At 34.5% G+C, this 24,722-nt stretch carries 26 protein-coding genes and 2 tRNA genes; 12 read left to right on the top strand and 16 right to left on the bottom strand.

The features are described 5' to 3' along the window. The first annotated feature begins 77 nt into the window (after positions 1-77). The gene (gene folK, locus FLAK523_RS01470; protein WP_248905760.1) at positions 78-1,211 is read left to right on the top strand and encodes a 2-amino-4-hydroxy-6-hydroxymethyldihydropteridine diphosphokinase; all 1,134 of its coding nucleotides are present in this window, start codon (positions 78-80) and stop codon (positions 1,209-1,211) included. Positions 1,212-1,257: 46 nt separating this feature from the next. Here folK and FLAK523_RS01465 read toward each other — a convergent pair whose 3' ends face one another. Both FLAK523_RS01465 and FLAK523_RS01460 read right to left on the bottom strand, forming a co-directional pair. Beyond that, entirely contained in the window at positions 1,258-1,785 is a 528-nt protein-coding gene (locus FLAK523_RS01465; RefSeq protein WP_248905757.1) for an RNA methyltransferase, read from the bottom strand. A gap of 77 nt (positions 1,786-1,862) precedes the next feature. Beyond that, positions 1,863-2,309 (bottom strand): DUF1573 domain-containing protein, encoded by a 447-nt coding sequence (locus FLAK523_RS01460; RefSeq protein WP_248905755.1) that lies wholly within the window; start codon positions 2,307-2,309, stop codon positions 1,863-1,865. 162 nt (positions 2,310-2,471) lie between these two features. Here FLAK523_RS01460 and mutS point away from each other — a divergent pair, with 162 nt between their 5' ends. From mutS to FLAK523_RS01440, 4 genes are all read left to right on the top strand, one after another. Then, on the top strand, positions 2,472-5,078 hold the full coding sequence (gene mutS / locus FLAK523_RS01455; RefSeq protein WP_248905753.1) for a DNA mismatch repair protein MutS: 2,607 nt from the start codon (positions 2,472-2,474) through the stop codon (positions 5,076-5,078). 144 nt (positions 5,079-5,222) lie between these two features. Beyond that, positions 5,223-5,295: transfer RNA gene (locus FLAK523_RS01450), tRNA-Gly, on the top strand. 14 nt (positions 5,296-5,309) lie between these two features. Continuing rightward, a tRNA-Leu gene (locus FLAK523_RS01445) sits at positions 5,310-5,395 on the top strand. 246 nt (positions 5,396-5,641) lie between these two features. Beyond that, positions 5,642-5,989 (top strand): DUF1508 domain-containing protein, encoded by a 348-nt coding sequence (locus FLAK523_RS01440; RefSeq protein ID WP_248905750.1) that lies wholly within the window; start codon positions 5,642-5,644, stop codon positions 5,987-5,989. A gap of 154 nt (positions 5,990-6,143) precedes the next feature. On the opposite strand, the gene FLAK523_RS01435 is transcribed toward FLAK523_RS01440, so the two are convergent. From FLAK523_RS01435 to FLAK523_RS01425, 3 genes are all read right to left on the bottom strand, one after another. Continuing rightward, complete coding sequence (locus tag FLAK523_RS01435; protein ID WP_248905748.1) at positions 6,144-6,332, bottom strand: hypothetical protein; 189 nt, start codon at positions 6,330-6,332, stop codon at positions 6,144-6,146. A gap of 154 nt (positions 6,333-6,486) precedes the next feature. Next, positions 6,487-8,667, bottom strand: coding sequence for a S46 family peptidase (locus FLAK523_RS01430; protein WP_248905747.1), 2,181 nt, complete (start codon positions 8,665-8,667; stop codon positions 6,487-6,489). A gap of 271 nt (positions 8,668-8,938) precedes the next feature. Beyond that, a complete protein-coding gene (locus tag FLAK523_RS01425) occupies positions 8,939-10,180 on the bottom strand; it encodes a 3-deoxy-D-manno-octulosonic acid transferase (RefSeq protein WP_248905745.1) in 1,242 nt (413 codons plus the stop codon). A 157-nt stretch (positions 10,181-10,337) separates the two neighbouring features. On the opposite strand from FLAK523_RS01425, the gene FLAK523_RS01420 reads away from it, so the two are divergent. The 3 genes from FLAK523_RS01420 (at position 10,338) to FLAK523_RS01410 (ending at position 12,889) form a co-directional block, all read left to right on the top strand. Continuing rightward, positions 10,338-11,468 carry a DegT/DnrJ/EryC1/StrS aminotransferase family protein gene (locus tag FLAK523_RS01420; RefSeq protein ID WP_248905743.1) on the top strand — a complete coding sequence of 377 codons (1,131 nt, stop codon included), beginning with the start codon at positions 10,338-10,340 and terminating at the stop codon, positions 11,466-11,468. Positions 11,469-11,545: 77 nt separating this feature from the next. Then, positions 11,546-12,565 carry a UDP-glucose 4-epimerase GalE gene (galE, locus tag FLAK523_RS01415; RefSeq protein WP_248905742.1) on the top strand — a complete coding sequence of 340 codons (1,020 nt, stop codon included), beginning with the start codon at positions 11,546-11,548 and terminating at the stop codon, positions 12,563-12,565. 96 nt (positions 12,566-12,661) lie between these two features. Continuing rightward, positions 12,662-12,889, top strand: a complete 228-nt coding sequence (locus FLAK523_RS01410; RefSeq protein ID WP_248905740.1) for a hypothetical protein — start codon at positions 12,662-12,664, stop codon at positions 12,887-12,889. A gap of 140 nt (positions 12,890-13,029) precedes the next feature. Here the strand turns inward: FLAK523_RS01410 and FLAK523_RS01405 are convergent, their stop codons facing one another. From FLAK523_RS01405 to fabD, 3 genes are all read right to left on the bottom strand, one after another. Further along, positions 13,030-13,617 (bottom strand): IS3 family transposase, encoded by a 588-nt coding sequence (locus FLAK523_RS01405; RefSeq protein ID WP_248905738.1) that lies wholly within the window; start codon positions 13,615-13,617, stop codon positions 13,030-13,032. A 274-nt stretch (positions 13,618-13,891) separates the two neighbouring features. After that, complete coding sequence (locus tag FLAK523_RS01400) at positions 13,892-14,287, bottom strand: transposase (protein ID WP_248902299.1); 396 nt, start codon at positions 14,285-14,287, stop codon at positions 13,892-13,894. A gap of 80 nt (positions 14,288-14,367) precedes the next feature. Then, entirely contained in the window at positions 14,368-15,243 is an 876-nt protein-coding gene (fabD, locus tag FLAK523_RS01395; protein WP_248905729.1) for an ACP S-malonyltransferase, read from the bottom strand. Between the two features lie 172 nt (positions 15,244-15,415). On the opposite strand from fabD, the gene FLAK523_RS01390 reads away from it, so the two are divergent. Further along, a complete protein-coding gene (locus FLAK523_RS01390; protein WP_248905727.1) occupies positions 15,416-17,047 on the top strand; it encodes a hypothetical protein in 1,632 nt (543 codons plus the stop codon). Positions 17,048-17,137: 90 nt separating this feature from the next. Here the strand turns inward: FLAK523_RS01390 and FLAK523_RS01385 are convergent, their stop codons facing one another. Genes FLAK523_RS01385 through FLAK523_RS01370 form a run of 4 tightly spaced genes read right to left on the bottom strand, consistent with a single transcriptional unit; the run spans position 17,138 to position 18,791 of the window. Next, positions 17,138-17,362: a (4Fe-4S)-binding protein gene (locus FLAK523_RS01385; RefSeq protein WP_248905725.1), complete on the bottom strand. Its 225-nt coding sequence runs from the start codon at positions 17,360-17,362 to the stop codon at positions 17,138-17,140. 2 nt (positions 17,363-17,364) lie between these two features. Then, a complete protein-coding gene (locus tag FLAK523_RS01380; RefSeq protein WP_248905724.1) occupies positions 17,365-17,772 on the bottom strand; it encodes an OsmC family protein in 408 nt (135 codons plus the stop codon). 2 nt (positions 17,773-17,774) lie between these two features. Next, positions 17,775-18,059, bottom strand: a complete 285-nt coding sequence (locus FLAK523_RS01375; RefSeq protein WP_248905722.1) for a GNAT family N-acetyltransferase — start codon at positions 18,057-18,059, stop codon at positions 17,775-17,777. A 15-nt stretch (positions 18,060-18,074) separates the two neighbouring features. Further along, positions 18,075-18,791 carry a pirin family protein gene (locus tag FLAK523_RS01370; protein WP_248905721.1) on the bottom strand — a complete coding sequence of 239 codons (717 nt, stop codon included), beginning with the start codon at positions 18,789-18,791 and terminating at the stop codon, positions 18,075-18,077. Positions 18,792-18,955: 164 nt separating this feature from the next. On the opposite strand from FLAK523_RS01370, the gene FLAK523_RS01365 reads away from it, so the two are divergent. Both FLAK523_RS01365 and FLAK523_RS01360 read left to right on the top strand, forming a co-directional pair. Further along, positions 18,956-19,351, top strand: coding sequence for a transposase (locus FLAK523_RS01365; protein WP_248902299.1), 396 nt, complete (start codon positions 18,956-18,958; stop codon positions 19,349-19,351). Positions 19,352-19,451: 100 nt separating this feature from the next. Then, positions 19,452-20,216 (top strand): IS3 family transposase, encoded by a 765-nt coding sequence (locus tag FLAK523_RS01360; protein WP_248904378.1) that lies wholly within the window; start codon positions 19,452-19,454, stop codon positions 20,214-20,216. Positions 20,217-20,378: 162 nt separating this feature from the next. Here FLAK523_RS01360 and FLAK523_RS01355 read toward each other — a convergent pair whose 3' ends face one another. The 3 genes from FLAK523_RS01355 to FLAK523_RS01345 all read right to left on the bottom strand — a co-directional run bounded on the left by FLAK523_RS01355 (position 20,379) and on the right by FLAK523_RS01345 (position 21,785). Further along, positions 20,379-20,957, bottom strand: coding sequence for a Crp/Fnr family transcriptional regulator (locus FLAK523_RS01355; protein ID WP_368670293.1), 579 nt, complete (start codon positions 20,955-20,957; stop codon positions 20,379-20,381). Continuing rightward, positions 20,957-21,292 carry a DUF6370 family protein gene (locus FLAK523_RS01350; protein ID WP_248905717.1) on the bottom strand — a complete coding sequence of 112 codons (336 nt, stop codon included), beginning with the start codon at positions 21,290-21,292 and terminating at the stop codon, positions 20,957-20,959. Before FLAK523_RS01350 ends, FLAK523_RS01355 begins: the two co-directional genes overlap by 1 nt. Before the next feature lie 130 nt (positions 21,293-21,422). Then, entirely contained in the window at positions 21,423-21,785 is a 363-nt protein-coding gene (locus tag FLAK523_RS01345) for a DUF983 domain-containing protein (RefSeq protein WP_248905715.1), read from the bottom strand. Positions 21,786-21,879: 94 nt separating this feature from the next. Here FLAK523_RS01345 and FLAK523_RS01340 point away from each other — a divergent pair, with 94 nt between their 5' ends. Then, a complete protein-coding gene (locus FLAK523_RS01340) occupies positions 21,880-22,746 on the top strand; it encodes an AraC family transcriptional regulator (RefSeq protein WP_248905713.1) in 867 nt (288 codons plus the stop codon). A 408-nt stretch (positions 22,747-23,154) separates the two neighbouring features. On the opposite strand, the gene purT is transcribed toward FLAK523_RS01340, so the two are convergent. Then, positions 23,155-24,315 (bottom strand): formate-dependent phosphoribosylglycinamide formyltransferase, encoded by a 1,161-nt coding sequence (purT, locus tag FLAK523_RS01335; RefSeq protein WP_248905711.1) that lies wholly within the window; start codon positions 24,313-24,315, stop codon positions 23,155-23,157. Between the last annotated feature and the right edge of the window lie 407 nt (positions 24,316-24,722).

The raw sequence follows: 24,722 nt of genomic DNA, 5'->3' as shown, positions 1-24,722 counted from the left end.
TAATTGGATATTATTTTTAATACTCAGTGCAAATATATTGCTAAATCTAAAATTCTTTTAGTTAATTTGTGCTTAATATGAAAGTACAACATCAGGTCGTTTTATCTATAGGCAGTAATCAGGGCAATCGCCTTGAAAATGTGGAGCGATGTATAGAATTAATACATCTGGAAATAGGGACAGTTATCAAAGTTTCTAAATTATATGAAACGCCATCCTGGGGATTTGAAAGTGATGCTTTCTATAATTGCGCTTTGGTTTTACATACCTATAGCACGGCACATAAAATTCTAAGTCAGGTTTTAAAGATTGAAAAAAAATTAGGGCGATTAAGAAGTGCTGAACAAGGATATCAATCCCGTATTATTGATATTGATTTAATCGCGTATGACAATCAGATTATAGAAACTGAAAAACTTCAGATTCCGCATCCATTAATGCAAGATCGAAAATTTGTATTAATGCCATTTCAAGATTTAAATATGGATTGGGAACACCCAATTTTTAAAAAATCAATTCCGGAATTACTTCAAGTTACTCCAGATCTTAGTGTATGTACTGTTGTTCAGGAATTGAGAAGTCCGTTACAGGACATTTCCCTTGAACAATTTAATTACATCGCTTTTGAAGGAAATATTGGAGCAGGGAAAACAACCTTGACGACAAAGATTGCGGAAGATTTTAATGCTAAGACAGTATTGGAACGATTTGCTGACAATCCATTTCTCCCTAAATTTTATAAAGATCAAAACCGTTATGCGTTTCCTCTTGAGATGTCATTCTTGGCTGATAGGTACCAGCAATTATCAGATGATTTAGCACAATTTGACTTGTTTAAAGACTTTCTCGTTGCCGATTATCATATTTTCAAGTCTTTGATTTTTGCCAAAATCACACTTGCTGAAGATGAGTACCGCCTATATCGCAATCTGTTTGATATCATTTATAGAGAAATGCCAAAACCGGATTTGTACATATACTTATATCAAAATTCAGAACGATTACTTCAAAATATTAAAAAAAGAGGAAGAAGCTATGAGCAGGAAATACCAGCTGAATACTTGAATAAAATCAATAGTGGCTATCTTGATTATATTAAATCACAAACGGAGCTGAATGTTTTGATAATAGATGTATCCGATAAGGATTTTGTAAAAAACCAGGAGGATTATGTCTTTGTTTTGGAAGAAATAAAAAAGAAAATACGATAATTACACAAAGTTGAATTTGGTGCAATTATCGTAAATCATAGTAGTATTATATCATTTTCTTGAAAAAGTCCCAAATTACAATTCCGGCACTTACTGATATGTTAAGTGAATGTTTCGTCCCTAATTGAGGGATTTCGATGCAACCGTCACATAGAGCCACAGCTTCTTGAGACACACCATAAACTTCATTCCCGAAAACTAATGCATACTTAGATCCTTTTTCAACTTTAAAATCTTGTAAAAAAATTGCGCTTTCCACCTGCTCAATTGCAAGTGTAGTCACATTGTCCTTCTTTAAGTTTTCGATGACTTCAAGAACATTTTTATTGTATTCCCAAGTGACAGTTTCGGTAGCTCCAAGGGCTGTTTTATTAATTTCTTTGTTTGGAGGAGTTGCCGTTATACCACACAGATATATTTTTTCAATTAAAAAAGCATCGGCAGTTCTAAATACAGAACCAATGTTGTGTAAACTGCGAACATCATCCAATACTAAAATAACAGGAGTTTTTTCTGATTTTTTGAAATCTTCAATAGATTTTCTTTCAAGTTCGCTGTTTTCTAATTTTCTCATTCTTTGATATGGGTTTGATGTAATAAAAAAAAGCTTCCGGAATTAAGGAAGCTTTTTTTGAGATATTTAAAAGATATTTAGCTTTTTGAACCATCAGCAGCCAATACATTTCCTTTAATAGTAAGGGTTTTTGTTGGCTCATCTACTGCATTTGTAGTCAAAGTCACTGTTTTTGTAAAAGCTTGTCCTGCTCTTGAAGTGTCATATTTTACTCCAATAACACCTTTTGCTCCTGGAGCAATTGGTTCTTTAGGGTAAGTAGGAACTGTACATCCACAAGATCCTTGTGCATTTGTGATAATTAAAGGCTTGGTTCCGTTGTTTGTGAAAACAAACTCACGTTTTCCGTCAGAATTGTAAGCAACTGTTCCGTAATCAATAGTTTCTGAAGCAAAAACCATTCCTGCGCCATCTACTCTTGCAACTTTAGCTTTAACAGCTTTTATTTTTTTGGTAGTCTCTTGAGCATTAGAAGTTGTAACTCCTAAAACAGTAAGCATCGCTAGTAAAAATATTTTTTTCATTTCAGTCTTTTTTTATTAATTAATAACAAATTTATAGAAAATATTGAAATTACATCTAAATTTTTGCATAAAATTTTTTTAATTTTTTTTTTAGAGTTTACTTTTCCATTATTAAATATTTAAATTCGCTGATATTTTTCACATCTAAAAACCACAATTAAATTGGCAGCTAAAGACAAAGTAGTAAAGGAAACACCATTAATGAAGCAGTATAACGAAATCAAAAGGAAATATCCTGATGCTTGTTTGTTGTTTCGTGTGGGTGATTTTTATGAAACATTTGGAGATGATGCAGTTAGGGCTTCTAAAATTCTTGGAATTACCTTAACTAAACGTGGAGCAGGCTCTGAGACTGAAACAGCCTTAGCTGGTTTCCCACATCATTCTATAAATACGTACTTGCCTAAACTGGTTAAAGCTGGACTTCGTGTAGCGATTTGTGACCAACTTGAAGACCCAAAAATGACTAAGACAATTGTCAAGCGTGGGGTAACTGAGTTAGTGACGCCGGGTGTTTCTATGAACGATGAGGTGTTGAATTCTAAAACAAATAATTTTTTAGCATCGGTATATTTTGCTAATAAATCAATTGGTATTTCTTTTTTGGATGTATCAACTGGGGAGTTTCTTACTGCTCAAGGGAATGCCGAGTATATTGATAAGTTGCTTCAAAATTTTAGCCCAAGTGAAGTTTTAATTCAAAAGAATAATAAAAACGAGTTCCGAGAAAATTTCGGGGACGACTACCATAGCTTTTATTTAGAAGATTGGATATATAAGGAAGATTATGCATTCGATATTTTAACGAAGCACTTTAAAACTGTTTCCTTAAAAGGTTTTGGTATCGAAGAGTTGAAAGAGGGGATTATTGCCTCGGGAGCTATTTTATATTATTTATCCGAAACACAGCACAATAAGGTACAGCACATAACTTCAATTCAGCGTATTGCTGAAAACGCATATGTTTGGATGGATCGCTTTACGATTCGGAATCTCGAATTATATCATAGTTATAACCCTAATGCGGTAACTCTTCTGGATGTTATTGATAGAACGCTTTCGCCAATGGGTGGTCGTTTGTTAAAACGTTGGTTAGCCTTGCCGCTAAAAGATTGTGCTAAAATACAAGGCCGTCATCAGGTTGTTTCTTATTTGAAAGAAAACCAGGAGGTTTTAAAGCGCATGCAAAATCAGATCAAGCAAATTTCCGATTTAGAGCGACTGATTTCCAAAATCGCTGCGGGAAAAGTTTCTCCTAGAGAAGTGATTTACCTAAAAGAATCTCTAGACGCTATCATTCCTATAAAAGCATTGGCTTTAGAGAGCCCGCAAGAAGCGGTAAAGATTATTGGAGATAGTTTGCATAGTTGTGATTTATTGCGTGAGAAGATTAAAGCCACTTTAAATCAAGACGCTCCAGTTGCTATTTCCAAAGGGAATGCAATTGCTAAAGGGGTCAATGAAGAATTAGATGAATTGCGCGCAATTTCAACTTCGGGTAAAGATTATTTAGAAGGAATTGAGTCAAGAGAGTCGCAACGAACAGGGATTACCTCTTTGAAAATATCATTTAATAATGTTTTTGGGTATTACATCGAAGTTAGGAATACGCATAAAGATAAGGTGCCGCCAGAATGGATAAGAAAACAAACTCTTGTCAATGCGGAGCGTTATATCACTGAGGAATTAAAAGTGTATGAAGCTAAAATTCTTGGCGCTGAAGAGAAAATACAAAAAATAGAATCCGAATTATTTGAGCAATTAGTTGCTTGGATTACCACTTATATAAAGCCGGTACAGTTGAATGCTAATTTAGTGGCTCAATTAGACTGTTTGTGCTCGTTTACGCAATTAGCAATAGAAAATAAATATGTTTGCCCAGAATTAGACGAAACATTTGAACTTGATATAAAAAACGGAAGGCATCCTGTTATCGAAAAACAATTGCCAGTAGGAACACCGTATATTTCTAATGATGTGTTTTTAGACAGGGAAGCCCAGCAATTAATTATGATTACAGGACCTAATATGTCTGGTAAGTCGGCTATATTGCGTCAAACTGCTTTGATTGTGCTTTTGGCTCAAATGGGAAGTTTTGTGCCTGCTGACAGTGTTAAGATGGGGATTGTAGACAAGATATTCACAAGAGTAGGGGCTTCAGATAATATTTCGATGGGTGAATCTACTTTTATGGTCGAAATGAATGAGACGGCTTCCATCTTGAATAATATTTCCGACAGAAGCTTAGTGTTGCTAGACGAAATAGGTAGAGGGACAAGTACTTATGATGGAATTTCGATTGCTTGGGCCATTGCAGAATTTTTACACGATCATCCTTCAAGGCCTAAAACCTTGTTTGCTACCCATTATCATGAGCTGAATGAAATGAGTGAGACCTTGCCAAGGATTCAAAATTATAACGTGGCGGTAAAAGAATTAAAAGATACGGTACTTTTTGTTCGAAAATTAGTCAAAGGAGGGAGTGCGCATAGTTTTGGAATACATGTGGCGAAAATGGCTGGAATGCCGCAAACTGTTATTCTAAAAGCGCAAAAACTATTAAAGAAACTGGAGAAAGACCATTCGAGTGAAGTGTTAAGCGGAATCAAAGCAGAAAAGGATGAAATGCAAATGAGTTTTTTCAATTTAGACGATCCATTGTTAGAAGAGATTAAAGAGGAAATTTTAAATCTTGACATAAATACATTGACGCCTATAGAAGCAATGATGAAGCTAAATGAGATAAAAAGAATGCTTACTAAAAAGTAAACAAATAATTAAAGTTTGGGTTATCAGAAGGTTATGAAAAAATGATAAAAAATATTTAAAAAGCTCTTGTTTTATTCGATAAATGTCCTAAATTTGCAACCGCAATACTAACAAAGTGTTGCAGTTCTTATTAAAGATGAAAATGCGAAAATAGCTCAGTTGGTAGAGCGCGACCTTGCCAAGGTCGAGGTCGCGGGTTCGAGCCCCGTTTTTCGCTCGATACCACATAATGCTCGGATGGTGAAATTGGTAGACACGCTGGACTTAAAATCCAGTGAACAGCAATGTTCGTGCGGGTTCAAGTCCCGCTCTGAGTACTAAACCTCTTCGAAAGAAGAGGTTTTTTTTGTTTTATAAAATACACGGAGCTTGTCTGTGTTAGTCAAAACTAGGTTTAACTGTTGGGTTGTTATTGATTGAGTATTAGATAATAGTTTAGTCTAGTCTTTTTTTCGCTAACTCCTATAAGCAAGTTTTAAAAATCAATAAGATAAGAGGGATAGGGATTGCGAAATTTATTTTGTTCCTTTATGGATGTCTTCAAATAAACAATCAAAAATTTTATGGGTTCTTTTGTTATTAGTAAAAGATTTAATGGAAGCTATAAGTTTGAATACACTTCCAGAAAAGGGAAGCCGATTTTAACTAGTAAAGCGTATGAATTAAGGATGGACTGTGAGTCGGATGCGGAGTATGTTAGGTCCGTTTTTGAGACTTGTTCTTTTGTGAAGTTCAAAACGACTAGTGGGAAGTTCTTTTTCAGGGTATTGGTTGTAGATGCTGTTATGGCAACAAGCAGGAAGTATTCAACAGTGTTAATGGTCCAGAAAGGAATTGATGAAATAGTAAAATATGGATCTAAGGCGGAGATATTGGACTTCTCTGCAAATGATTTCGTTTTTGAAGATTGATTTCGAAAAGGTTTAAATAGCAAAAAGAGAGCTTTGATTATATGTAATCAAGGCTCTCTTTTTTTTGTTTTGATTTTCATTGCTATTTTTAGCGCATAAAAAAAAACCATCACGTTAAGTAATGGTTTTAATTTTTTCTTAGAATAAATTCTAATTAGTGAGCAGCAGGAGCTTCAACAGCAGCTGAATCAACAGAAACAGCAGCAGTATCAACAGCCATTGTGTCTACAGCAACAGCTGAAGAATCAACAACTTCAGTTGCGTCAGCAGCAGCGTCAGCTTTCTTACATGATACAACAGTTAAAACAGCAACTACAGCTAAACTTAAAAATACTTTTTTCATCTTACTTTATTATAAAAGGTTAATTATTAATTCGAGGCAAAGATATAAAATTTTTGATATGTAAAATATTTTTTCAATTTATTTTCAAAAAAAAATCAAATATTCTTCATCGACCCAATGACAGTCAATTATTGTGTCAATTATCAAAGGGGTTTTATTTTGTCTTTTTGTGTAATATATTCTTTTTCAGGGGGTTGTTTTTCTTTGGGTGAACTAATTGCAACTCCTCGATTAAGTTTTTTGCTCCAGCATATTTGTCCATAATAAACAAAACATAGCGAATGTCAACCATTATATTCCTACAAATACTTGGGTCATAATAAATGTCGCTCATAGTACCTTCCCAAACCCTATCAAAGTTCAGTCCAATAAGGTTCCCATTTGCATCAATAGCGGGGCTTCCAGAGTTCCCTCCTGTAGTGTGATTTGTTCCAATAAAACAAACCGGCATTTTACCATTTTCGCCATATTCCCCATAATCTTTGTTGTTGTACAGTTCGATTAATTTTGATGGAACATCAAATTCATAGTCACCTGGGATGTATTTTTCCATTACGCCGTCTAAATACGTCACAGGAGTGTATACAGTAGCGTCCTTTGGCTCGTATCCTTTTACTTTTCCATAAGTAACACGTAATGTACTATTAGCATCTGGGAATAAACGTGCGTCTTTATTCAGCTCCAGTTGTGCTTTCATATAGGTACGTTGCAACGCAGATATTTTTAAATTCAAAGCATCGTATTTTGGAGCTACCTCTTTTAGGTATTTTTCAGCTACCTCTTTTACAAATTGAAATCCTTTGTCGTTATTTAAATTAGCTATAACCGTTTTTGAATCTCCAGTAAGTAGTTCTTTTAATTTAGAGAAGCTTGTCAATTTTGATTGACTGTAAATGTCAGTTGCTAGTTTAGCTGAATTTACGTTCGTTAAATTAGAAGGTAAAAACTGTTTTGGAGATTTCGTGGCGTACAACTCTACAAGTTGTTCAAATACTTTTTCATCTACTGCGGGATTGAAATTCTTGTAAAACTCATCAAGACTATTGATTAAGTTGTTTTTTCTGTCCGTAAACGATTGTTCGCCTTTAGTGTTGTAAACTTGTTCTAATTGGAATAGTTTAAAACCTATACCTGGTAATTCCGTATTTCTCAATATAACTTCCGAGAAATAATCTCTACTTAGCGCGTAAGGGGCAATTTCTGTGTAGTTTTTTTCGAATTCTGAAAACAAACTTCCGTACTCTTGATCTTTTCCTGCTTTGCTAATTTTTACTTGGAATTCTTTCTCCGCTTCTTTTTTAAGGACAACAGCATTCGATTTTTTTAATCCTTGTGTTTCTCCAATCCATTTTTTCCAATAATTTGCTGTACTCGCATATTTTGAAGCATATTGAATTTTAATCGCATTGTCCTTTCTCATAAAACCATCTTCCACTTTCAAAGCACGATCTCTAATTTCGATTTTAGCAGGGTTTAATTCGTTTACAATTTGTTCGATAGCAACAGAGGGTAAATATTCGTTGGTGCGTCCTGGATAGCCAAAAACCAATGTAAAGTCATCTTCTTGAATACCGTCTAATGAAATAGGCAAGAAGTGTTTTGGAGTGTAAGGCACATTGTCTTTAGAATAGGAAGCAGGGCGATTGTTCTTGTCAGCATAAATTCTAAACAAAGAGAAATCTCCGGTATGTCTTGGCCAAACCCAATTGTCTGTGTCTGATCCAAATTTCCCTATTGATGTTGGTGGAGCTCCTACTAAACGCACGTCTTTGAAAGTTTCAGTAACAAATAACATATACTGATTTCCTTCGTAGAAAGTACGAATTTTGTTTTCTTGCCAGCTTTCTTTGGGAAGACTGTTGCTTAAAGCAGTGATGTTTTCCTGAATTTTCTTTTGTTTTTCTTCTTCTGAAGATAAAGAGGAAACTCCGGCTAATACTTGAGTAGTTACATCTTCAATCTTGACGATAAAAGTGACTGTCAAGTTTTCATTAGGCAATTCTTCTTCCATTTTATAAGCCCAGAAACCATCAGTAAGATAGTCATGTTCTACTGATGAATGTTTTTGAATAGCGTCAAAACCACAGTGATGGTTTGTTAATATAAGCCCTTTTGGCGAAATCACCTCTGAAGTACAGCCACCATTAAAATGGGGAACAGCGTCTTTCATACTGGATTGATTAACGTCATAAATGTCCTTAGCGGTCATTTTCATACCCAGGTTTTTCATTTCGGTTTCGTTCATTCCTTTTAAAAGAGAAGGAACCCACATACCGCCTTGTTGTGCTTGGGTCTGGACAACAAATAATAAAAGGAGTAATTTTAAAAATTTCATAATGTCAATTTATATTAAGATTTTTATTTAAAAATATACTGCATCATTTTTCGATGATGGAATATAAAATCGTCGGCAAGATACAATTTTTGTGCATTTTCATTGCTGTTTTGACTTCAAGCTACATTACTTTTAACTTAAGTTGTTGTGCAAATGGATGAGTATGTTATAAAAACGCTCTACTTGTTTACTTCTTAAGCTGATTTTAAAAACTAAACAGGCTAACAAAAGGAATTTGATGTCAATGTTTAATACTGAAATGAAAATTATATTACATCCCCAGTTGCTTTAAAATAATTGAAGTTGCATTTTTATTCATCTGCACGAAAGTGCTGCAAATGTGCCCTTTTTCATTCCGAATATCTTCATTTCGAATCAAATTTTCAAAAGCTTGGTTTAGTTCCGTTTTATTTGAAATAGAAACGCAACCTTCCATATTGACTAATGCTGTCGCCTCGGCAAAATGGGAATAGTTTGGGCCAATAATAATAGGAACTCCAAAAGTGGCTGGCTCTAAAATATTATGAACGCCTGGATTTCCAAAGCCTCCACCCACATAAGCGATATCAGCATAGCTGTATATTTTGGTCAGAATACCAACTGTGTCTATGATAAACACATCAAAATCGTGTAAAGACTCGATTAATGGTGTTTGTACATCAGAAAACAAAACGGTTTTTTTGGTTATCGAATTTTTCAGTTGTTGGATTTGATCATTCTTGATGTTATGAGGTGCAATAATAAATTTTACTTTATGATTGGTCGAATTGATAAAGTCCACTAATATGTTTTCGTCTTTTGGCCAAGAACTTCCCACAACAATTGTAGTGGTATTGTTTTTAAAATCAGCAATAAAATCTAACGAATTGTCTTTCTCTAAAATAGAAGCTACCCTGTCAAAACGAGTGTCACCAGAAACGGATACGTTAGTTTTTCCTAATTGTAATAATAACTTTTTTGACCCTTCGTTTTGCACAAAAAAATAGGTAAAAGTATCTAATGCTTCTCTATAAAAGCCTCCATACCATTTGAAAAACAGTTGTTTTTTTCTAAAAATCCCAGAAATAAGATAAGTTGGTGTGTTGTGTTTTTTAAGTTCGCTCAGGTAATTCAGCCAAAATTCATATTTTATAAAAAAGGCCATTTCAGGATGAACTAATTTCATGAATTCGGTAGCATTTTTTTTAGTGTCCAATGGTAAATACACGGTAACATCAGCAACGGTATTGTTCTTTCTAACCTCATATCCGGATGGGGAAAAGAAAGTCAGGACGATTTTATGACTCGGGTATTTTTCCTTTATCTTTTCAATAACAGGTAATCCTTGTTCGTATTCACCAAGTGAAGCTGCGTGAAACCAAATCGTTTTGTCTTTAGGATCAATTTTGGATGCCAAAGCGATAAAAACCGATTTTCTGCCTTCTACAAAAAGTTGGATTTTCGGACTAAAAATAGCGATTAGTTTTACGATTATAGCGCTAAAATTTATAAGTAGATTGTATAGAAAAAGCATAGCTGTTGTTTTGTGGCGCTAAAATACATTAGTTTATAGAAAATCCATTGCGGGAACTCATTAAATAACTATTTTTGTTCTTGGTTTTAAGAAAGTGGGAGTTGGTTTTTGAAGCAACTTTAATCCTTAAACTTTTAAACTTTAATTATATAAGGAAATGAAGAAAATACAAATGGTTGACCTGAAAGGGCAATACGAAAATATAAAAGAAACAGTAAACCATTCTATCCAAGAAGTTTTAGATACAAATACTTATATCAACGGACCTCAGGTTCACCAATTCCAGAAGTCATTAGAAGAATATCTTGATGTTAAACATGTTATTCCTTGTGCTAATGGGACTGATGCATTGCAAATTGCCATGATGGGACTGGATTTAAAACCAGGTGACGAGGTAATTACTGCCGATTTCACTTTTGCTGCAACTGTTGAAGTGATTGCATTGTTGCAATTAACTCCGGTATTAGTTGATGTTGATATGGACACTTTCAACATTTCTATTGAAGCAATTAAAAAAGCGATAACCCCAAAAACCAAAGCGATTGTTCCGGTACATTTATTTGGACAAGCGGCAAATATGGACGCAATAATGGAAATTGCTGCAGCACATAATCTATACGTAATTGAGGATAATGCACAGGCTATTGGTGCCAATTATAAATATGGAGATGGTTCGAAAAAGAAAGCGGGCGTGATAGGTCACGTGGCTTCTACTTCCTTTTTTCCATCCAAAAATTTAGGTTGTTATGGGGATGGTGGTGCCATTTTCACTAATGACGATGCTCTGGCACATCAAATACGCGGAATCGTAAATCACGGAATGTACGAACGTTACCATCACGATGTGGTGGGTGTGAATTCCCGTTTAGACAGTATTCAAGCAGCAGTCTTGAATGCTAAATTACCAAAATTAGATGCTTATAATGTGGCTAGACAAGCTGCGGCAAATGCGTACAGTGCCGCTTTAGCCAATCATAAAAATATTGTGACCCCATTCATTTTTGGAGATAAAGACAGTCATGTTTTTCATCAATATACATTAAGAATCATTGATGCCGACAGAAATGGATTAATGCAACATCTTCTAGATAAAGGGATTCCTTGTGCTATTTATTACCCTATTCCGTTGCATTCTCAAAAAGCATATTTGGACACGCGTTACAAAGAGGAAGATTTTCCAGTAACGAATCAATTGATAAAAGAAGTATTGTCTTTACCAATGCATACGGAACTTGAAGAAGATCAGGTTAAGTTTATAACCGACAGTATTTTAGAGTATTTGAAATAAAGTAGAGACGCGATTTATCGCGTCTTTTTAATGAAATAAGATTTGGTTTTTAGCCATATCGTTTAAACAAAAGGGAAATGAAAATACTGGTAACAGGCGGGTTAGGTTTTATAGGTTCTCATACCGTTGTCGAATTGCAAAATCAAGGATTTGAAGTGATTATTATTGATAATCTTTCTAATACTTCATTAGATGTATTAGACGGGATATCTGCTATTACAGGGAAGATACCAGCATTCGAAAAGTTGGATTTACGCGATAAAGTGAAAGTTCAGGAGTTTTTTAAGAGACAAGCTGATATTTCAGGTGTAATTCATTTTGCAGCTTCTAAAGCTGTGGGCGAAAGCGTGGAGAATCCGTTGCTGTATTACGAGAATAACATCAATGCCCTAGTTTATCTTTTACAAGAACTGCAAAAAAAGGAAGAGGCTAGCTTTATTTTTAGTTCTTCCTGCACCGTTTACGGTCAGGCTGAAACAATGCCTATTACTGAAAATGCTTCTATTCAAACAGCGATGTCTCCTTATGGAAATACAAAACAAATAGGTGAGGAGATTATTACTGATGTGGCAAAAGTGTCGAATATAAATGCAATTTTATTGCGTTATTTCAATCCAATAGGGTCACATCCTTCTGCTGAAATTGGCGAATTACCTATAGGTGTTCCACAAAATCTGGTGCCTTTTATTACTCAAACAGGTTATGGTTTGCGTAAAGAATTATCGGTATATGGAGATGATTATCCTACGGCTGATGGTACTTGTATTCGTGATTATATTCACGTTGTAGATTTGGCGAAAGCCCACGTTATAGCATTACAACGTTTATTGGATAAAAAGAACCTGGAAAAAGTAGAGACTTTTAACTTAGGAACAGGAACCGGAAGTTCAGTTTTGGAAGTAATTACTACATTCGAAAAAGTAAGTAATAAGAAACTGCCTTATAAAATTGTTGCCCGTAGAGAAGGTGATATTACTTCGGCTTACGCCAATACGGACAAAGCAAACAACGTATTAGGTTGGAAAGCGCAATCTACTCTTGAGGAAGCCTTAGCCAGTGCGTGGAAATGGGAGCAGAAGATTAGAGGGAAGAAATAAACTCCTGACATAAGATTTTAAATGTTAAAAATCCCAAGTTATCGTACTGATAGTTTGGGATTTTTTTTTGATAATTAGGGCTAATTAGTTGTAAATTTGGGTATTAAAGTAATTGTTATGGATGCTTCAGATAAAAAATTAGAATTGATCGATTGGTTGTCAAAATTAGAAGACCCTTCCGTTTTAAATAAAGTTTCAGAAATCAAAGCAATATTTAGTGTGAAATCTCCCGAAGAACTTAAAGCAGAATGGGAAAATGGAATGACTATGGAAGAAGCGAAAGCGGAGATTCTTAAACGCAATCGGGATTGGTGGAAAAAATAATTTATCATTCCTCCAATTAATAATTATAAAGGTAGAATGAGCTTTCTTTTTATCTAAGGTTTTTTTGTTGCTTAATCAATAAAAAAATCCCCACAAACATCAGTTTATGAGGATTATATTTATTGTCTGCACGTCCCTAATTAAAGTTGACCGATTTCTATTAATTTATCATTGTCAAAAATAGTAATAATAGGCTTAGAAAAAAGAGGATTATTGAACCAATTATTTTCAAAATCAACAGGGCTTAATTTCCCTATGTTGTTATGAGGTCTCTTATTATTATAATGTTCAACTGCTCTATCTACATCCTTTTTTAATTGTTCAAATGTTTTAGGTTTCCAATGGTCTATATACTCTTCTTTTATTGTTCTGTTAATCCTTTCTGCATAAGCATTGTCTTGTCCTGACAATGCCATGCTGATTTCGCATCCACTCACTTTGAGAAGAGCTATATATTCATTGTAAATATACTGACTACCTCTATCAGAGTGGTGTATCATTGGAGCTTGATTGTTTTCTAATGCCATTTGCATTGCGCTTAAATTAGCAGTAGCTCTCATATGATTAGATAGTTGATGTCCAACGATTTTCTTTGTATAAACATCTATTATAAACACTGCGTAATAAAATCTTTCTCCAACATAAATATAAGTTATATCCGATTGCCAAATCGTCGACGGAGCATATACAGACATTGACTTTATTAGATTCGGAAAATAAACTTTCACAGAAAACGTTGTTCTCCTGTAATTTTTATGCCTTTTATCCTGAACCCTAAATCCATAAACGTATCGATAAATCTATCTCTTCCTATGAAATTAGGACGCAAAGCATAATACATTTTCTCAACCCCACAACCTGGGTGTTCTTTCCTTAGTTCCTCTGCTTCTAAAATCAGACATTCTATCTTTCTTTCAAAAGCAACCTGTCTTTTTGAATACTGATTAACTGCTTGCTTGCTTATTTCAAGTGTTTCGTAAAGCTGATTTAAAGAAAAACTTATTACTTTCTGGTTCTCAACGAACCAGCTGATTGTGGGGTGTTGGAGTTTTTTTTTATGTCGATATTAAATTCATCTTTAGCTATATCAATCATCTTTTCGAGATAATCAATTTTTATTTGCTTCTGACCAACCGCTTGTTCAAGTTCTTTTATCTTGAGTTCTAACTGTTTTAGCTTATCAATGTTACTATCTTTCATTTCTACAACTCTAATTCCTTTTTCATTAAAAGTAGAAAATTTATAAATCCAATTGTAGATTGTAACGTTATTTACTCCGTAAAGTCGTTCTAATTGCAGAACACTATACTTCCCGCTTTCGTAAAAACTTACGATTCCTTTTTTAAACTCTTCCGAATAAACTCGGAGTTTCCTAATTTCTTTTAAATTTGCATTCATATAACTTGACTTTTGTGGTCAACCTATATCAGGGAAGTACAGTCGGATTCAAACTGAACACTAATAACTGAACACTTATTTTAAGCGTTAGCAGTAACCGCTTCTTTATTGATTTTTCCAATTAATCCTGCCAATACTTTTCCTGGACCAACTTCCGTAAACAATGTAGCTCCGTCAGCAATCATTTGTTGTACTGATTGTGTCCATTTCACAGGAGCAGTCAATTGAATAATTAAGTTTTTCTTGATTTCAGTAGCGTCTGATACTGCGTTAGCCGTTACGTTTTGATACACTGGACATATTGGAGTGGAGAAAGTAGTTGCTTCAATTGCGGCAGCTAGTTCTTCTCTTGCCGGTTCCATCATTGGGCTGTGGAAAGCACCTCCTACAGGAAGTAATAATGCACGTTTTGCTCCAGCTTCTTTCATCGCCTCACATGCTTTTTCAACTGCCGAAAATTCACCAGAAATTACAAGTTGCCCAGGACAATTATAATTTGCCGCAACAACAACTCCGTCAATAGAAGCACAAACTTCTTCCACGATGTTGTCTGCTAATCCAAGCACAGCAGCCATAGTTGAAGGTTTTATTTCGCAAGCTTTTTGCATTGCCAGCGCTCGTTTAGAAACTAATCTTAATCCGTCTTCAAAGGATAATGCACCATTGGCTACCAATGCTGAAAATTCTCCCAAAGAATGTCCTGCCACCATTTCTGGCTTGAAATCATCACCTAATGTTTTTGCTAAAATAACCGAGTGCAAGAAAACTGCTGGTTGGGTTACTTTAGTTTCTTTCAACTCTTCAGCTGTACCCTCAAACATGATATCGGTAATACGGAAACCTAATATTTCATTTGCTTTTTCGAATAAATCTTTGGCTAATGTAGAACTCTCATATAAATCTTTACCCATTCCTGTGAATTGAGCGCCTTGACCTGGAAAAACGTATGCTTTCATTTGTTTAATTTAAAGATTGAAAATTTAAAGATTTAATAATTAAATCGCTGACAAAAATACTATTTTTTAGGATATTGTTATTTTAAAAGCGATTTACTTTGATAAATAAAGTAATTGTATTGTAACAAAAGTCTTATTTAGAGACTAATAATTTAAATTATTAACTCTTGTTATGAAAAAAATAGTACCCGTTTTGTTTTTGCTTTTTATTGGTTTTTTGTTGTTCTATTTTGCTATGCCGGTTATTAATTATGGCTTTTTAGGCCTGCCATTTGTGCTTTTGGTTCTAACACTTTTTTATATTTTAATTTCTACAGGTTTAGAAATTTCTCCAAAAACGAAGCAATTGATCGTCTCTTCTAAGCCAAAGAAGTTCCTGTTTATTATAGTTGCTGTATTGTTAGTTTACATTATTGCTTTTCCAATGCTTACCAGTCTTCCAATGTTTAGGAGTGAATCGTACCAAAAAATGATTGGTAAAGTCGCAAATGGTGAAAAAATATCAAATCATATTGCACCCATTTCTATTGATGAAATACGTGTTGTTGATGAGGATTTAGCACACCTTTTAGGCGAAAAAGTTTTAGGTTCCCAGCCTGCTTTGGGAAGTCAAGTGGAACTTGGGGATTTTTGTATTCAAAAAGTAAATAATGATTTGTATTGGGTTGCTCCATTATTGCATTCCGGTTTTTTTAAGTGGATGAACAATCAAGAAGGAACAGCTGGATATGTTATGGTTTCAGCAACAAATGAAAGGGACGTAAAATTAGTTCAAAACATTGATGGAAACCCTATTAAAATTAAATACCAACCGGAAGCTTATTTTCAAAGTAATATAGAAAGATTGTTGTATTTCAACGGATATTCTACTGTGGGTTTAGCTGATTATACTTTTGAAATTGATGATAAAGGAATCCCTTTTTGGGTTGTGACAAAATACGAAAAGGAAATTGGGTTTGGCGGGAATGATGCTATAGGTGTTGTTTTGGTCAATGCGCAAACCGGGGAAATTAAAGAACATTCGATTGCTTCAACTCCTAAATGGGTTGACAGGATTCAACCAATCAGTTTTATTGAAGATCAATTGAATGATTGGGGGAAATATGTTCATGGGTATTGGAATTTTTCGAATGCGAATAAACTTCAAATTACAGAAGGTTTGACGTTAGTTTACGGTCAAGATAATAAATCATATTGGTACACTGGACTTACTTCTGTAGGGAAGGATGAGTCAGCGGTTGGTTTTGTTTTGGTAGACACTAGAACAAAGGAAACTACTTTTTATAAACAAGGTGGAGCGACTGAATATGCAGCGCAAAGCTCAGCACAAGGGAAAGTTCAAGAAAAAGGGTATAAGGCTTCTTTACCGATTCCTTATAATATAAACAATATTCCAACCTACGTTATGACTTTGAAAGACAAGGGAGGATTAGTTAAAATGTTTGCTATGGTAGCCATTTCTGATTATACAATAGTAGGAGTGGGGAACACGATGCGAGAAGCTTTAACTTCATTCAAGAACGTGTATAATATGGCAGATAACAAGATCAATCCTGGGAGTGTTTCCAATAAAAAGATACTGACTTCAGTGATTACACGTATTCAAAACGATGTAAAAAACGGAAATAGTTTTTATTATTTTAAAGTGAAAGACTACCCAAATATCTTCGTTGGTTCCTCACAAATATCATCTCAGTTACCAGTAACTTTAATAGGGGACACGGTTAAAATTTCATTTGATATAGATATGGAAGAGGTAATTGATGTTTCCAGTTTTGAAAACATCAATTTGCAAAATAAATAGTTTTAGGTTGTTAGTTTGAGTGGAAAAGACTGGATGCGTGTAAAAACGCATTCGGTTTTTTTGTTTTTCAACTCTACTAAACTAAATTTTTTAGCTGTTTTTATAATAAGTTAAAGCACCAGAAGGACATTTTTTTACTGTTTCAATAATTTTTTCAGTTGATGAGGCTTCTATTTTTATCCAAGGTTTTTCTTTGGGTTGGAATACCTCCGGATTATTACGAACACAGTTTCCAGAATGCGTGCATTTTCCAGATTGCCATACTACGGTAACTTCACCATTAGTATATTCTTTTTTGATGTCTTTTGAATCCATAATTAGATGTTAGTATTAATGGTTATTTTTCCTTTTAACATTTTAGAAACGGGACATTTCTCGGCAATTAATAACAATCGTTCTTTTTGTTCCGGAGTAATATCTGCTGAAAAGGATATGCTTCTTGAGATAATGGTGTTCAATTCTCCCTCTGTTTCTTGCTTTGCATTCAACGATATATTGATTTCGGGAATTACCCAGCCTTTTCTGTCAATGTACATTCGCAAGGTGGATAGGGTGCAACTTGCTAATGATGCGAGTAAGGTTGAATAAGGATCTGGGCCTAAATCATTACCGCCAATACTTTCCGGTTCATCCATAATAAGCTGACCGTTTCTCCATATAATGGTGCACAAGTATTTTTGTGTGCCAATATGTCCTGTGATGTTATTTTCTAATAGATTTCCCATAATTATAAAACGTCTTTAAATTCGGGTGTTTTGTCAAAAACACTTTTGGCAAACGGACATAGAGGGAGAATGGTAATGCCTTTTTCTCTTGCAAATTCAACCGCTTTTTCTACCATTTTCTTTCCAAAACCTTTTCCGTTATTGCCTGGGTTTACTTCGGTGTGGTCAATGATGATTTTACTGTCTCCTGCAAAAACAAACGTCATTTTTGCTTCGATTTTGTCATTAACCTTAATATAAATATAACCCTTTTTGTCGTCGTATTCTATTCCTGTAACTTCATTCATAATCGAAATTTTTAATTAATGTTGCATCGGGATTTCCATCAATAAAAACTCGGCATCAGTTGTGGCTTTTATATCTAATGAAGTGGTGTCCCAAATTCCAAAACCATCTCTGGTTTCCAGATCTTGTCCGTTGATGGTTACATTCCCGGAAAGGATAAAAGCATACATGCCATTTCCTTCTTTTTTCAAATCATAGGTTGCCGTAACTTCCTTGTCAAATTTACCCAAATGAAACCAAGCATCTTGATGAATCCAAACACCTGCATCCTCAGCATTGGGCGAAAGAATTTGTTGCAATTTATTTTTTCGGTCTTCTGGGTTTAAAGTGATTTGTTGGTAACGTGGCTCCACATTTTGTTGGTTTGGATAAACCCAAATCTGTAACAACTTTGTTCTTTGATCGGGATTCGGATTGAATTCACTGTGTTTAATTCCGCTTCCTGCACTCATAACCTGAACATCCCCAGTTTTAATGGTTTCCGTATTTCCCATGCTGTCTGTGTGCGCTAAATCGCCCTCAAGTGGAATACTGATGATTTCCATGTTGTCGTGCGGATGCGTCCCAAAACCCATTCCGGCAGCAATAGTGTCATCATTTAATACACGCAATGACCCAAACTGAACTCTTTCTGGATTGTACCAGCTGGCAAAGCTAAAACTGTGATAAGCGTTTAACCAACCATGATCTGCGTGTCCTCTTGTGTCTGCTTTATGTACTACTGTATTTTTCATAATGTATAAATTTAATGATTTCTATACTACAAATTTACAATCAAGGTCAGCAAAAGGCACTTAATCTAGATTAAGAAAATTAGTGTTCAGTTTTTAGTAATCAGTGTTCAGTATTCTGTACTTTGTACTTCCCTGATATAGGTTGACCACAAAAGTCAAGTTATATGAATGCAAATTTAAAAGAAATTAGGAAACTCCGAGTTTATTCGGAAGAGTTTAAAAAAGGAATCGTAAGTTTTTACGAAAGCGGGAAGTATAGTGTTCTGCAATTAGAACGACTTTACGGAGTGAATAACGTTACAATCTACAATTGGATTTATAAATTTTCTACTTTTAATGAAAAAGGAATTAGAGTTGTAGAAATGAAAGATAGTAACATTGATAAGCTAAAACAGTTAGAACTCAAGATAAAAGAACTTGAACAAGCGGTTGGTCAGAAGCAAATAAAAATTGATTATCTCGAAAAGATGATTGATATAGCTAAAGATGAATTTAATATCGACATAAAAAAAAACTCCAACACCCCACAATCAGCTGGTTCGTTGAGAACCAGAAAGTAATAAGTTTTTCTTTAAATCAGCTTTACGAAACACTTGAAATAAGCAAGCAAGCAGTTAATCAGTATTCAAAAAGACAGGTTGCTTTTGAAAGAAAGATAGAATGTCTGATTTTAGAAGCAGAGGAACTAAGGAAAGAACACCCCCTGGTTGTGGGGTTGAGAAAATGTATTATGCTTTGCGTCCTAATTTCATAGGAAGAGATAGATTTATCGATACGTTTATGGATTTAGGGTTCAGGATAAAAAGGCATAAAAATTACAGGAGAACAACGTTTTCTGTGAAAGTTTATTTTCCGAATCTAATAAAGTCAATGTCTGTATATGCTCCGTCGACGATTTGGCAATCGGATATAACTTATATTTATGTTGGAGAAAGATTTTATTACGCAGTGTTTATAATAGATGTTTATACAAAGAAAATCGTTGGACATCAACTATCTAATCATATGAGAGCTACTGCTAATTTAAGCGCAATGCAAATGGCATTAGAAAACAATCAAGCTCCAATGATACACCACTCTGATAGAGGTAGTCAGTATATTTACAATGAATATATAGCTCTTCTCAAAGTGAGTGGATGCGAAATCAGCATGGCATTGTCAGGACAAGACAATGCTTATGCAGAAAGGATTAACAGAACAATAAAAGAAGAGTATATAGACCATTGGAAACCTAAAACATTTGAACAATTAAAAAAGGATGTAGATAGAGCAGTTGAACATTATAATAATAAGAGACCTCATAACAACATAGGGAAATTAAGCCCTGTTGATTTTGAAAATAATTGGTTCAATAATCCTCTTTTTTCTAAGCCTATTATTACTATTTTTGACAATGATAAATTAATAGAAATCGGTCAACTTTAATTAGGGACGTGCATTCAGTATGCTCTAATCATGTTATAGTGTTCCGTTTTTAGCAATGTAAACTGGACTGATAATTATTTTTACTGATCACTATTAAGTGCTGACCACTGAATACTACCTACTGATCACTAATAAAGACTGACCATCAATAAGGACTACTATTTACTGATTCCTCAGTAACCTTGACTTCATTTTGCTAAAGAATTCAGGAGTTACTCCTATGTAGGAAGCGATTTGTTTTTGGGGTATTTTTTGAATTAATTCGGGGTATCTTTTACAGAATTTTGAAAAACGTTCTTCTGCTGATAAACTTAAATTGTCCATTAAGCGTTCTTGGTTTGCCACCAAAGAATTTTCAGTTAGTATTCTGAAAAAACGTTCGAGTTTTGGGATTTCAATGTAAAGTTGCTCTTGGTTTTCTTTTGAAAGAAAAACGACTTCGGCATCTTCCAAGACTTCGATAAAAAGATTTCCCGGTTTTTGAGAAATTAAACTGTACATATCACCAATCCAATATCCTTCACAGGCAAAATTTAAAACATGTTCTACAATATTATCATTGATATTAAAACTTCTCAAGATTCCCGAATTTACAAAATAGGAATATTTGCAAATTTCTCCGGTATTCAATAAGAGGCTTTTGGCTTTAAAATGATGCGTTTCAGTTTTGGATAAAAACAACTGTGACTCTTGTTGAGTAAGAGTCACATGTTTGGAAATATTTTGAAGAATTAAACACACTATTTCGTTGTTTTATTCTGTTTTTCAGGGAGTAATTTAAATGAAGTTGCTTTAAAGCGATTGTCAACTACTTCTCCGGTTACCTCTGCTTTTCTAATTGCTGAACAAAATCCATCTTCAGCATGTGCGTCTCCGTGAGAATCTAGCGAAGTGCCGTCTACAAAATAGTTTTTTCCGTCTATGCGAACAGCTAAATCACAACCGTGTCCTTCCATTTTAAATTGACATTGCCCACATGAAGCTTCTACAATTTGAGATTTTTTTGTTTCTTTTTTATCTTGAGCAGTTACTGAAAACACTGAAAACAAGACTAATAATGCAGCTATTTTTTTCATTTTATCTATAATTTTTTTGGATTACTAAGATAGTCAATTTGTCTTAATAAACACGTTTGTCTATAGGAGTTACATGAAAACCGGAATAAAACCGGATTTTATTTACACGAAAGATTGATTCGGAACTAATTTAGATGGAATAATTTTTAAACATATAAATCCATAATAATCGGGAAAGGCGGATGTTAAAGGATGACATCGCTACGATTACTATTGCAATAATAGCAATTATTCTTAGATCGAAAGTTACTTCAAAGAACAGTTGAGCTATTAAATAAGTTCCAATTGCCTGCGCGACAGTAAGTCCGTAATTAACATACATAGCGCCAAAGAAATAGCCAGGTTCTTTTTCGAATTTGTAATTGCAATGAGAACAATTGGAGTTCATATTAGGGAATCCAAATTTTAAAAAGATGTTTTTCTCGTTAAAAACTTTCCCTTTTAGACAATGAGGACAATCGTTACTCAGGATGTGAACTAGTGCATGTGCCATTTTACTATTTTTTTTACAAAGGTATTTTATATCTGTGTCGTAGCTATTTTATATATTCGCTACTTATAGCACAATAAAGACATTTTTTTAAATTATGAAAAAATATCCAGTTTATAATATCCAGCGGTTTAACTGTAATTCCGTGAACCGTGATTTGTATGTCAATACGTTTAAAAACCATTTGATAGATCATAGTTTTGTTGAAGAACCCCATAGACATGATTTCTATCTACTTGTTGTTTTTACTAAAGGTTCTGGGACTCATGAAATCGATTTTGATTCTTTTACGATACAACCAGGAAGTGTTTTTCTTTTGCAACCTGGGCAAATGCATCATTGGAATCTATCCGAAGATGTTGATGGATTTGTGGTGTTCTATTCCCAAGAGATGTATAATCTTTATTTTGGTCAAAAAAATATTGAGAGCTATCCCTTTTATTTTTCGATAAGTAGCAAGCCTGAAATTATACTTAATGGCGTAGAATTATCATCTATTTTGCCTTATTTCAGGGCGATGATGACTGAAGTTGCTGATAATCAATTAATGAAACAGGATAAAATTATGAACCTGCTTGATATTGTTCATATCGATCTTGCTCGAAAATACAATGAGACATTTGTTCACGAGACGCATTCGTATAATGTGAAAATTAAAACGTTCGAACAGCTTTTAGAAGATACCTTTATCAATGAAAAAACGGCGTCTTACTATGCGTCCCAACTCAATATTACATTGAAGCATTTGAATCGGATATGCAATGAAATCCTGAAAAAAACAACTACAGAAGTCATTACAGACAGAGTCATTCTCGAAGCCAAACGGATGTTGATGGACAAGAAAATGACTGTCAATGAAATTGCTATCGCATTAGGCTATGATGATTATTCCTATTTCACCAGATTTTTCAAGAAACACACCACTATTACTCCCACTGCATTTAGGGATTCTAAAAAAGGATAGTTTAGGTTAGAAAAAGATCAGTTGTGAAAAGGCGACATAAAAGGAATGTCAGTTTTATTAGCTGGTTGTTTTGCATCCTAGAATAAATGATCTTATATGCCTTATATGGTTTAAAATTTAATCGAGTTATTTACTTAAAAACCAACATTAAATCTAAAAAACCAACCTTTATTATCGTTTTTAATGACTGTTAATGTTTTAGATCAGTATTAACAAAATGGAATATTTACATTTTAAACAATAACACACCCCTAACCCCTATAACTCAGGTTTAAATTGGTTTTGGAGTCGTTGAATCTTCGATTTCAAGAGGGGAATTCGCCTCCGTTAACATTTAGCCTTTGGTTGTCTACTAAGTAAATAAGTCGAAAATTTAATACTGTTTGTTTTAGAATACAGCCTCAATTATTAAGAGAGTACTTTGACTAATTTAGCGGCTTCTTTTGCTTTTTCTACCACTTCTTCAATTGGTGTTTCTAAAGTAGCGTTTACCAAAGTAACTCCCATTCTTCGATACGGTCTTGATGTAGGTTTTCCAAATATTCTGAAATCGGTTTTGGGTAAACAAGCGATTTTTTCTATTCCTGTAAATGTGGGATTATTAGAATTTTCGGAAGCTAATATTACGGCACTTGCTCCAGCTTTTTCTAATGTAATTTCGAATATAGGCAAGCTCAAAACAGCTCTTAAATGCAGTTCGAATTCGTTGAAGTTTTGCGTTCCTGCCAAAGTTACCATTCCGGTATCGTGTGGGCGAGGGGAGAGTTCCGAGAAATAAACGCCATCATCAGCCAGGAAAAATTCCACTCCAAAAAGTCCTGCTCCGCCAAGTGCTTCGGTTACTTTTTCGGCCATATCTTGGGCTTCGTATAAATCCTTATCAGAAATTCTAGCGGGTTGCCAACTTTCCTGGTAATCACCTCGTTCTTGACGGTGTCCTATTGGAGCGCAAAATAAGGTTGGATTATTGTTTTGGGTAACGGTCAATAAAGTAATCTCCGAATTGAATTTAACAAATGCTTCAACTATGACTTCTACCACATCACCACGCGAACCTTCTACGGCATAATTCCACGCTTTCTCAATGTCGGCTTCGGTTTTTATGGTTGATTGTCCTTTTCCTGAAGAAGACATTAGCGGTTTTACCACGCAAGGCATTCCTACAGCTTCAACACCTTTTTGTAATTCTTCGGCAGTAGTGGCGTAGCGATAATTGGCTGTTTTTAAACCAAGTTCTTTGGAAGCCAAATCACGAATGGCTTTGCGATTCATAGTGAAGTTGGCCGCTTTCGCAGATGGAACTACCGTTATCCCTTGTTTCTCATAGTCATAAAAACGCTCGGTGCGAATGGCTTCTATTTCTGGAACGATAAAATCAGGATTGTGTTTGGCTACAATGCGATCCAGTTCAGTGCCATCAAGCATATTGATGACTTCAAAACCGTGAGCGACTTGCATTGCAGGTGCTTTTTCATAACTATCAACGGCTATTATGGTGTGCCCGATGCGTTGTGCTGCGATTGCAAATTCTTTTCCTAATTCGCCTGAGCCTAGAAGTAGTATTTTCATTTTATGGAGTCTAGTTTGAAATGTAAAAATACTGAATTGCTTTTTTGTGACCGCAAATTCACGAATTATTTTGATGAAATTGAAGTGTTTAAAAAGGAAGGATTCTAATGAAATTGAATAGATAAATAAACCATTAAGAAATTAAGCTAAATGCAACTTAATTTCTTAATGGTTGAGATTACTTAAAGCATTTTGTTTTATGGATACTTAGATTGTGTCGCAAAGTCAGGAGACATTTGCGGAGCAGCTACACTTTGCGTGAGGGATTGTAGTGAAAATCCTTTCTGTTTTTTCTTTAAAAATAGAAAGATTGCAACGTAAAGCCCGATTCGCCGCGGCGAACACGCCAAAAAAAATACCTCAAGAAAATCTCCTGAGGTATTTTTGGTATATATAAAAGTCGGATT

Source organism: Flavobacterium sp. K5-23 (genome assembly GCF_023278045.1).
Classification (GTDB): Bacteria; Bacteroidota; Bacteroidia; order Flavobacteriales; family Flavobacteriaceae; genus Flavobacterium.
Note: the sequence above shows the minus strand (reverse complement) of the source record. Positions and strands in the feature narration are given on the sequence as shown.

Coding starts and splice junctions, on each gene's coding strand:
- FLAK523_RS01360 (WP_248904378.1), top strand. CDS start 19,452: ATGTCTGATTTTAGAAGCAGAGGAACTAAGGAAAGAACACCCCCTGGT.
- folK (WP_248905760.1), top strand. CDS start 78: ATGAAAGTACAACATCAGGTCGTTTTATCTATAGGCAGTAATCAGGGC.
- FLAK523_RS01425 (WP_248905745.1), bottom strand. CDS start 10,180: ATGCTTTTTCTATACAATCTACTTATAAATTTTAGCGCTATAATCGTA.
- FLAK523_RS01460 (WP_248905755.1), bottom strand. CDS start 2,309: ATGAAAAAAATATTTTTACTAGCGATGCTTACTGTTTTAGGAGTTACA.
- FLAK523_RS01390 (WP_248905727.1), top strand. CDS start 15,416: ATGAAAAAAATAGTACCCGTTTTGTTTTTGCTTTTTATTGGTTTTTTG.
- FLAK523_RS01370 (WP_248905721.1), bottom strand. CDS start 18,791: ATGAAAAATACAGTAGTACATAAAGCAGACACAAGAGGACACGCAGAT.
- FLAK523_RS01435 (WP_248905748.1), bottom strand. CDS start 6,332: ATGAAAAAAGTATTTTTAAGTTTAGCTGTAGTTGCTGTTTTAACTGTT.
- FLAK523_RS01440 (WP_248905750.1), top strand. CDS start 5,642: ATGGGTTCTTTTGTTATTAGTAAAAGATTTAATGGAAGCTATAAGTTT.
- galE (WP_248905742.1), top strand. CDS start 11,546: ATGAAAATACTGGTAACAGGCGGGTTAGGTTTTATAGGTTCTCATACC.
- FLAK523_RS01465 (WP_248905757.1), bottom strand. CDS start 1,785: ATGAGAAAATTAGAAAACAGCGAACTTGAAAGAAAATCTATTGAAGAT.
- FLAK523_RS01385 (WP_248905725.1), bottom strand. CDS start 17,362: ATGGATTCAAAAGACATCAAAAAAGAATATACTAATGGTGAAGTTACC.
- FLAK523_RS01430 (WP_248905747.1), bottom strand. CDS start 8,667: ATGAAATTTTTAAAATTACTCCTTTTATTATTTGTTGTCCAGACCCAA.
- FLAK523_RS01420 (WP_248905743.1), top strand. CDS start 10,338: ATGAAGAAAATACAAATGGTTGACCTGAAAGGGCAATACGAAAATATA.
- FLAK523_RS01340 (WP_248905713.1), top strand. CDS start 21,880: ATGAAAAAATATCCAGTTTATAATATCCAGCGGTTTAACTGTAATTCC.
- FLAK523_RS01365 (WP_248902299.1), top strand. CDS start 18,956: ATGAATGCAAATTTAAAAGAAATTAGGAAACTCCGAGTTTATTCGGAA.
- purT (WP_248905711.1), bottom strand. CDS start 24,315: ATGAAAATACTACTTCTAGGCTCAGGCGAATTAGGAAAAGAATTTGCA.
- FLAK523_RS01345 (WP_248905715.1), bottom strand. CDS start 21,785: ATGGCACATGCACTAGTTCACATCCTGAGTAACGATTGTCCTCATTGT.
- fabD (WP_248905729.1), bottom strand. CDS start 15,243: ATGAAAGCATACGTTTTTCCAGGTCAAGGCGCTCAATTCACAGGAATG.
- FLAK523_RS01400 (WP_248902299.1), bottom strand. CDS start 14,287: ATGAATGCAAATTTAAAAGAAATTAGGAAACTCCGAGTTTATTCGGAA.
- FLAK523_RS01375 (WP_248905722.1), bottom strand. CDS start 18,059: ATGAATGAAGTTACAGGAATAGAATACGACGACAAAAAGGGTTATATT.
- FLAK523_RS01350 (WP_248905717.1), bottom strand. CDS start 21,292: ATGAAAAAAATAGCTGCATTATTAGTCTTGTTTTCAGTGTTTTCAGTA.
- FLAK523_RS01380 (WP_248905724.1), bottom strand. CDS start 17,772: ATGGGAAATCTATTAGAAAATAACATCACAGGACATATTGGCACACAA.